Source organism: Oerskovia sp. 140933 (assembly GCF_059651515.1).
This window is the reverse complement of record NZ_JAMXIO010000021.1, coordinates 71,584-79,646: the sequence shown is the minus strand read 5'-3', so window position 1 is coordinate 79,646 and position 8,063 is coordinate 71,584. Positions and strand designations below refer to the sequence as shown.

The 8,063-nt window shown below is 72.3% G+C and carries 8 protein-coding genes and 1 pseudogene; 2 read left to right on the top strand and 7 right to left on the bottom strand.

Going from position 1 to position 8,063, the window contains the following annotated elements; genetic code table 11:
- Positions 1 to 91: 91 nt before the first annotated feature.
- From NHG27_RS12410 to NHG27_RS12385, 6 genes and pseudogenes are all read right to left on the bottom strand, one after another.
- Complete coding sequence (locus NHG27_RS12410) at positions 92 to 697, bottom strand: ATP-dependent Clp protease proteolytic subunit (protein WP_497016492.1); 606 nt, start codon at positions 695 to 697, stop codon at positions 92 to 94.
- The gene (locus tag NHG27_RS12405) at positions 697 to 1,332 is read right to left on the bottom strand and encodes a ClpP family protease (protein ID WP_497016491.1); all 636 of its coding nucleotides are present in this window, start codon (positions 1,330 to 1,332) and stop codon (positions 697 to 699) included. Before NHG27_RS12405 ends, NHG27_RS12410 begins: the two co-directional genes overlap by 1 nt.
- Before the next feature lie 99 nt (positions 1,333 to 1,431).
- Positions 1,432 to 1,659, bottom strand: coding sequence for a hypothetical protein (locus tag NHG27_RS12400; RefSeq protein WP_497016490.1), 228 nt, complete (start codon positions 1,657 to 1,659; stop codon positions 1,432 to 1,434).
- Complete coding sequence (locus NHG27_RS12395) at positions 1,656 to 2,294, bottom strand: ArsR/SmtB family transcription factor (protein WP_497016489.1); 639 nt, start codon at positions 2,292 to 2,294, stop codon at positions 1,656 to 1,658. The genes NHG27_RS12400 and NHG27_RS12395 overlap by 4 nt, the downstream gene beginning before the upstream one ends.
- Positions 2,295 to 2,390: 96 nt before the next feature.
- Complete coding sequence (locus NHG27_RS12390) at positions 2,391 to 2,525, bottom strand: hypothetical protein (RefSeq protein WP_497016497.1); 135 nt, start codon at positions 2,523 to 2,525, stop codon at positions 2,391 to 2,393.
- A gap of 111 nt (positions 2,526 to 2,636) precedes the next feature.
- Positions 2,637 to 2,720, bottom strand: a pseudogene (locus NHG27_RS12385) (hypothetical protein); the annotation flags it as partial.
- A 3-nt stretch (positions 2,721 to 2,723) separates the two neighbouring features.
- Here NHG27_RS12385 and NHG27_RS12380 point away from each other — a divergent pair.
- Entirely contained in the window at positions 2,724 to 4,130 is a 1,407-nt protein-coding gene (locus NHG27_RS12380; RefSeq protein ID WP_497016496.1) for an MFS transporter, read from the top strand.
- 63 nt (positions 4,131 to 4,193) lie between these two features.
- On the opposite strand, the gene NHG27_RS12375 is transcribed toward NHG27_RS12380, so the two are convergent.
- The gene (locus NHG27_RS12375) at positions 4,194 to 4,712 is read right to left on the bottom strand and encodes a MarR family winged helix-turn-helix transcriptional regulator (protein WP_497016488.1); all 519 of its coding nucleotides are present in this window, start codon (positions 4,710 to 4,712) and stop codon (positions 4,194 to 4,196) included.
- Between the two features lie 98 nt (positions 4,713 to 4,810).
- Between NHG27_RS12375 and NHG27_RS12370 the strand changes: the two genes are divergently transcribed.
- On the top strand, positions 4,811 to 8,029 hold the full coding sequence (locus NHG27_RS12370) for an efflux RND transporter permease subunit (protein ID WP_497016487.1): 3,219 nt from the start codon (positions 4,811 to 4,813) through the stop codon (positions 8,027 to 8,029).
- The last annotated feature ends 34 nt before the right edge of the window (positions 8,030 to 8,063 follow it).

Below are 8,063 nucleotides of genomic sequence, written 5' to 3'. Positions count from 1 at the left end.
GGCTCAACCACTACAACCTGGAACGACCCCACCTCGGCATCGGCGGCCTACGACCCATCGACCGAATCAACAACGCAACGGGTCAGTACACCTAGGCGGCGACCGACAGCTTGCGGGACGTCACCACCGCGTCGGCGAGCCCGTACTCCACGGCCTGGTGGGCCGTGAAGATGCGGTCACGGTCGGTGTCGGCGCGCAGCCGCTCGACGCTCTGACCCGTGTGCCGGGCCAGGACGAGCTCGGTCTCCGCGCGCAGGCGCAGGATCTCCTGGGCCTGGAGCGTCAGGTCGGAGATGGTGCCCTCCGCGCCGCCCGAGGGCTGGTGCAGCAGGACCCGCGAGTGCTCGAGCACGAACCGCTTGCCGGGTGTCCCTGCGGCGAGCAGGACCGCGGCGGCCGACGCGGCCTGGCCCATGCAGATCGTCGAGACGTCCGAGCGGATGAACTGCAGGGTGTCGTAGACGGCCATGAGCGCGGTGATCGAGCCACCGGGGGAGTTGATGTAGAGGCCGATCTCCTGGTCGGGGGCGTCGGACTCGAGGTGCAGGAGCTGGGCCATGACGACGTTGGCGACGCCGTCGTCGATCTCGGTGCCGAGGAAGATGATGCGCTCCGAGAGGAGGCGGCTGAAGACGTCGAACGCGCGCTCGCCGAGCGGGGTGCGCTCGACGACGGTCGGGATCGTGTAGGTGGACATCAGAGGCCGACCTTCCGGGATCCGGCGGTGGGGCGGACGTCGTCGACCGACGCGACGACGTGGTCGACCATGCCGTAGGCGAGGGCCTGCTCGGCGGTGAACCAGCGGTCGCGGTCGCTGTCGGCCGTGACCGTCTCGGTGGTCTGGCCCGTGTGCTCGGCCGTGAGCCGGTGCATGAGGCCCTTGGTGTACTCGAGGTTCTCGGCCTGGATCGCGACGTCCACGGCCGTCCCCCCGATCCCGGCCGAGGGCTGGTGCATCATGATGCGCGCGTGGGGGAGCGAGTAGCGCTTGCCCGCGGCGCCCGTGCACAGCAGGAACTGTCCCATGCTCGCGGCGAAGCCCATCGCGAGCGTGCTGACGTCGTTGGGCAGGAGCTGGATCGTGTCGTAGATCGCGAGGCCTGCGCTCACCGAACCGCCGGGCGAGTTGATGTAGAGGCCGATGTCTGCACGCGGGTCCTCGGCGGAGAGCAGGAGGAGCTGGGCGCACACGCGGTTCGCGACGGCGTCGTCGACGGCGGTGCCGAGGACCACGATGCGCTGGTGCAGCAGGCGGGACGCGAGCTGGTCGTCGAACGGGGTGGTGGGCGGCGGGGCCGCCTCGGTCCGCAGGAGCGGTGGCTGGTTCGTCATGCCTCGACCCTGCCCCCGGTGCGGTGGTCGGGGCCCGGGTATCCGCCCGGGGCGGATCTGCCGACGGCAGACGGGGTCCGTGTGCCGTCGGGCGGACCGTCAGACGATCGAGCGTCCCTCGTGCAGGCGGGCGGAGCGCTGGGCGCGGTCGTCGGCGGCGTCGTCGAGGTCGGCACCTCGTGCGGCACGTGACGCGTGCGCTGCGGCCCTCCGCTCACCCCAGGTGGTGAGGCGGGCGCCGACGACGACGAGGAGCCGGTCGCTCGGCCGCAGCGCGCGCAGGGACGGTGACCGGAAGTCGGTGCGGGCCGGGGCGTAGGCGCTCATGAGGGGTTCTCCTTGCCGTTGATCAGGGGGAACGCGTTGAAGTGGACCTGGACGGGGCGGGCCCCTGGCAGGTCCTGCTGGCCCTCGAACCGGTCGAGGACGGTGTCGCTGAAGCGCTGCCACTCGGCCTGCACCTCGGTGAGCTGCTCCTTGGTGAGCCACATGTTGACCGTGGCGAGCGTCGTGCCGGCGTCGAGCCAGTCGCGGTCGAGCGAGCGGGCGTTGTCGATGAACTCCATGACCTTGCGCTGCCGGATCGCCTCGAACTCGCGGCTGACCGCGATCGTCGCGGTGAACGTGCCCTCGCCCTCCTCGCTGCCCTCCTCGAGCAGGCCGATGGTGAAACCGCCCGGCGCCCGCTCCCACCAGCGCTCGCGTGCGGTACCGCGGTCGGGGACCTCCTGGATGAACCCGTGCCGCTCGAGCTGGCGCAGGTGGTAGCTCGTGGCCCCGCTGGTCTCGCCGAGCAGCTTGGCGAGACCGCTCGCGGTCAGGGCGCTGTGCTGGGCCAGGAGGTCGAGGATCTGGATCCGCAGGGGGTGGGAGAGGGCCTTGAGGGCCTCGGGTCCGACGGACCGCTGGTGGGGCTCTGCGGGGGGCTCGGGGGCCGCGCTTGGCTGGTCGGTCGTGGACATGCCACCACCGTAACTGTGCAAAGAATCCTTTGCAAGGGTTTCTTTGCAAGAAGTCCTCGGGGAGGGCATCGGGCCTCCCCGGTGCAGGGGAGGGCGTCAGTCCGCCGCGGCGTGACCCCCGCGCTTGTACGCGTCCAGGTCGTCGTTGAGCCGTTCGAGCAGCTCGCCCAGGAGCGCCCGGTCGAGCCGGGACCAGCCGGCCAGGACCTCGGCGTAGAGCTCGCTGCGCATCTCGCGGTGGCGTGCGAGGTCCTCGAGTCCCTGCGGGGTGGCCTCGACCAGGACGGCGCGCCCGTCGGCTGGGTCGCGGGTGCGACGCGCGTGCCCGGCCCTCTCCAGGGCGACGACCTGCCGCGTGACGGTCGAGGCGTCGAGGCCCAGGTGGTCGGCGAGCGTGTTGACGTTCTCGGCGCCGTTGACGAGCAGGTCGTGGAGCAGGAGGTAGGCCGAGCGGTCGAGCGTGCCGCTCGGCGGGCCGCCCGCTCGGACGGCCTTCGCCCGGCCGGCGGCCGTGGTGCGCTCGGCCCGGCGCAGGAGCTGGGCGAGCTCGAGCTCGATGGTCGACAGGACCTCTCGCGAGGCGAGGTCGGGCTCGTCGTCGGGCCTCTCGACCGCGCCGTCCTCAGAACTGTTACCCCGAGCAACGCGACCGCCCTCACGGCCTTCTTCGCCATCGCGGGCATCGCCGTGGTCGACCCGATCCTGCCGATCATCGGCCAGGAGATCGGCGCGAGCACCTGGCAGATCGAGCTGCTCTTCACGGCCTACATCGCGGTCATGGCGATCGGCATGATCCCGGCCGTCCTCGCGACGGGGAGGTTCGGGTACAAGAAGGTCCTCGGCGCGGGCGTGAGCCTGGTCGCCGTCGCGGCGATCCTGGCGGCCCTCTCGCAGAACATCGGGCAGCTCGCCGCGCTGCGCGGGCTGTGGGGGCTGGGCAACGCGATGTTCTTCGCGACCGCGATGGTGCTGCTCGTCTCGCTCGCCAACGACCGCGAGTGGGTCGTGGGCCTGTTCGAGACGTGCGTGGGCCTGGGCTTCGCGGTCGGACCGCTCATCGGTGGGCTCCTGGGACAGTTCAGCTGGCGCATCCCGTTCCTCGCGTGCGGCCTGTTCATGATCGTCGCGCTCGCGCTGTCGATCACGCGACTCCAGGACCCGGCCGAGAAGCCCACCCCGCTCCACGTGGGGCAGGTCTTCGCGCTCTTCCGCAAGCCGGGCTTCCGGGCGCTGTGCATCGTCACCGCGGCCTACAACTTCGTCTTCTTCGTCATCCTGGGCTACACGCCCGTGTTCCTGGGGCTCGACGTCATCCCGCTCGGCCTCGTCTTCACGGCGTGGGGCATCGGGCTCGCGGTCGGCATCCTCGTCGTGGGGCACCGGCTCGCGCACGCGGTCGGCGCGGTCCAGACCATGGGGCTCGCGGTCGTCGGCGTGCTCCTGGCCACGGTCGCCCTCGCGCTCGACCTCGGCACGGCCGGGTCGGTCGTCGTCCTCGTGGTCGCCGGGGTGTTCATGGGGATCGCGAACGCGAACCTGACCGACCTCTCGCTCGCGCTCGGCAGCCCCGACCGTCGCGTGACGACCGGGGCGTTCAACCTGGTCCGGTGGGGCTTCGCCGCGCCGGCTCCCGTGATCGCGGGTCTGCTCCACCCGGTCGGGCCGTCGGTCCCGTACTGGGTCGGCGCGGGCGTGCTGCTCGTCGGGGTCGTCGCGTTCCTCGCGACGGCGCACAGGATGGCGGGCGAGCTGGGGGAGTCGGTCCTGTGGTCGCGCTGGAACCGTCGGGCCCGGGCCGTCGAGGGGACGCCCGAGGAGGCGCTGGGCGAGATCTGAGCGGGAGGCGGGAGGCGTCGTCGGGCACGGGCGTGCGCGCAGGTCCCGCCGCCCGCCGTCTGCCTATCTCTCGCCCGGGGCCCGGTCCGGTTCCGCGCTCGGCTCGGCGGTCGTGCCGTCGACCTCGTCGCCGCACTCGCGCACGACGCGCACCAGGCCGGCGAGCCCGAGCCGCAGCCCCTCGAGCTCGTCGAGGGTCAGGTGCTCCAGGGTCTCGGGGCCGGCCGGCCCGTCGCTCGCGACGATGCTGCGCACGGCCTTCGCCCCGCGGTCGGTCGCGGCCACGAGCCGGACCCGGCCGTCCTCGGGGTCGGAGCGCCGCGAGGCCATCCCCGCGGCCTCGAGCCGGTCGACGATCCCGGAGATGGTGGCGGGGCTGACGCCGAGGACCTCGCCCAGGTGTGCGGTGCTCCGCTCGCCGTCGATCAGCAGGATCCCCAGGGCGCGCATCTGCTGTGCGGTCAGCCGGGTCCGCATGAGAGGTTCGAGGCGCCGTGCGAGCACGAGCTCCTGGAGGGTGCGCTGCGCGTCGATCAGCTCGCGGTGGAGCCGGGCGCGATCGCCAGGGGGGTCCGAGGTCACGGCGAGACTCTATCCGAGCGCCGGCGGCCGGTCTGCGGGATGCGGGAACTCTCGCCGATTCCTTAGCGTTAGGCTAACGACTCTGCGACGACGACGTCGTGACCACCCACCCTGGAGGCCCCGTGTTCCGTCTCGCCCGAACGTCGTTGGCGAACCGCGCCGTCGTCGCGCTCGCCACGATCGCGATAGCCGTGTTCGGCATCGTCAGCATGGGATCGCTCAAGCAGGAGCTCATCCCGAGCCTGCAGATCCCCACCGCGGCCGTCGTCGCCGTCTACCCCGGTTCCGCTCCGGCGATCGTCGAGCAGCAGGTCACCGAACCCCTCGAGACCGCCGCGCGCGGCGTCGACGGCGTCGAGGACGTCACGTCGAGCTCCTCGACCGGCATGTCCGTGACGACCGTGCAGTTCACGTACGGCACCGACATGGACCTCGCCGCCCAGCAGCTCCAGACCGCGGTCACGCGCGTGAGCAGCCAGCTCCCGGCCGACGTCGACCCCACCGTCGTGACGGGCTCGGTCGACGACCTCCCCGTGGTCCAGCTCGCGGTCTCGGGCGGCGACGACGAGGCGGCGCTGGCCGACACCGTGAACAACGTCGTCGTACCGGCCCTCGAGGACGTCACCGACGTCCGCAGCGTCGCGGTCAGCGGCGTCGCCGACCAGCAGGTCACGATCGACCTCGACGTCGCAGCGCTCGCCGCCGCAGGCCTCAGCCCTGCGCAGGTCACGACGATCCTCCAGGACAACGGCGTCGTCGTGCCGGCCGGCACGGTCGCCGCGGGCGACCGCACGCTCTCCGTCCAGATCGGCTCGGCGATCACGAGCACCGACGACCTCGCCGCGCTCCCGCTGGTCGCCTCGCCCGCGGCAGCAGGCCCGACGGCGGCGCCCGCCCAGGCAGCGCCCGTGACCCTCGGGGACGTCGCGACGGTCACGCTGGCCCCGCAGCCCGCGACCTCGTACTCGCGTCTCGACGGGGAGCCCGCGCTCGCCGTCGCGATCACCAAGACCCCGGCAGGCAACACGGTCGAGGTCTCGCACGCCGTCCAGGCCGCGATCGACGACATGAGCGGCGCGCTCGAGGCGGACGGGGCACGCGTCGAGGTCGTGTTCGACCAGGCGCCGTTCATCGAGGAGTCCATCGAGGGCCTCGCGACCGAGGGCCTGCTCGGCCTGGTGTTCGCGGTGGTCGTGATCCTGCTGTTCCTCACGTCGCTGCGCTCGACGCTCGTCTCGGCCGTCTCGATCCCGCTGTCCCTGTTCGTCACGTTCGTCGTCATGAACGCGACCGGGTACACCCTGAACATCCTGACCCTCGGGGCCATGACGGTCGCGATCGGGCGCGTGGTCGACGACTCGATCGTCGTGATCGAGAACATCAAGAGGCACCTGTCCTACGGCGAGGAGAAGACCGCCGCGATCCTCCGGGCGGTCAAGGAGGTCGGGGGCGCCATCACGGCCTCGACCGTGTGCACCGTGGCGGTGTTCCTGCCCATCGCGCTCGTGGGCGGCATGGTCGGCGAGCTGTTCCGTCCGTTCGCCATGACGGTCGCGATCGCCATGGCGGCCTCGCTGTTCGTTGCCCTGACGATCGTGCCCGTGCTCGCCTACTGGTTCATCAAGGCGCCCGTCGTCCCGGCCGACCCCGAGCAGGCCAAGGTCCTCGCTGACAAGGCCCGCGAGGTCGCCGAGGCGAAGGAGCGTCGCGGCCTGTGGCAGCGGGGGTACCTGCCGACGCTGCGCGCCGCGCTGCGCCACCCCGCGATCACGCTGAGCATCGCGGTCGCGGTGCTCGCGGGCACGGTCGCGCTCGTTCCTCGCCTGGAGACCAACTTCCTGGGCGACTCCGGCCAGGACACCCTCACGGTCACCGAGTCGTTCGCGCCCGGCACGTCGCTCGCGACGCAGGACGCCGCGGCGCGCGAGGTCGAGGAGGCCCTCCTGGGTCTCGACGTGGTCGACACGGTCCAGACGACCGTCGGTTCGGCCGGCGGCCCCGAGGCCGCGTTCTTCGGCGGCGGCGGCTCCCCGCAGGCCACCTTCTCCCTCACCCTCGACGCGGACGCCGACGGCGTCGAGGCGCAGCAGGAGGTCCGCGACGCGGTCGCCGAGCTGGGCGGCGAGGACTCCGAGGGCATCACGGTCGCGGGCGCCGACGCGGCGTTCGGCAGCTCGACCGTCGACCTCGTGGTCCGCGCCCCCGACACCGAGACGCTCGCCGCCGCGGCCGACCAGGTCCAGCAGCTCGCCGAGGACACCGAGGGGGCGTCCGAGGTCACCAACAACCTCGCGAGCGCCCAGTCCACGATCCAGGTGACGGTCGACCGGGACGCGGCAGCCGCCGTCGGGCTCACGGAGACCCAGGTCGCCGGGACCGTCGCGAGCCTCATGTCGCCCTCGCCCGTGGGGACCGTGAACCTCGGTGACGGGCCCGTGCAGGTGCGCGTCGCCGTCGGGCAGGCTCCTGCCACGGTCGACGAGCTCGAGGCGCTCGTGGTGCCCACGGCCGCAGGCGTCGTCCCGCTCACGCAGGTCGCGAGCATCGACGAGGTCGAGGTCCCCACGTCGATCTCGCGCGTCGACGGCGAGCGCAGCGCGACCGTCGCGGTCACGCCCGCGGGCCAGGACCTCGGCACGCTCACGACGGCGCTCACGGCCGCGATCGACGACCTCGAGCTGCCGGGCGGCGCGACCGTCGAGCTCGGGGGCGTCGCGACCCAGCAGGCCGACGCGTTCGCCGACCTGGGCCTCGCGCTCCTGGTCGCGATCGCGATCGTCTACCTCGTCATGGTCGCGACGTTCCGCAGCCTGCTGCAGCCGTTCATCCTGCTCGTGTCCATCCCGTTCGCCGCGACGGGCGCGCTGCTCCTGCTGCTCGCGACCGGCACGCCCCTCGGGGTGCCCGCCCTGATCGGCATGCTCATGCTGGTGGGGATCGTGGTCTCGAACGCGATCGTGCTGATCGACCTCATCAACCAGTACCGCGAGCAGGGTCGCGGTCTGGACGAGGCCGTCATGGAGGGCTCGCGCAAGCGCCTGCGCCCCATCGTCATGACGGCTGCGGCGACGATCTTCGCGCTCACGCCCATGGCGATCGGGATCACCGGCGGCGGCTCGTTCATCTCGCAGCCGCTCGCGCTCGTCGTGATCGGGGGCCTCCTGTCCTCGACGCTGCTCACGCTCGTCGTGGTGCCCGTGCTGTACACGATCGCCGAGCGTGCGGGCGAGAAGCGTGCGGCCAGGCGCGAGGCGAAGCGAGAGGCCGAGGCCGCCGAGCTCCTGGGTCGCCACGTCGAGGAGGAGTCCACGGTCTGACGCCCGCCGCGTCCAGCGGGCCCGCACGCGGGCC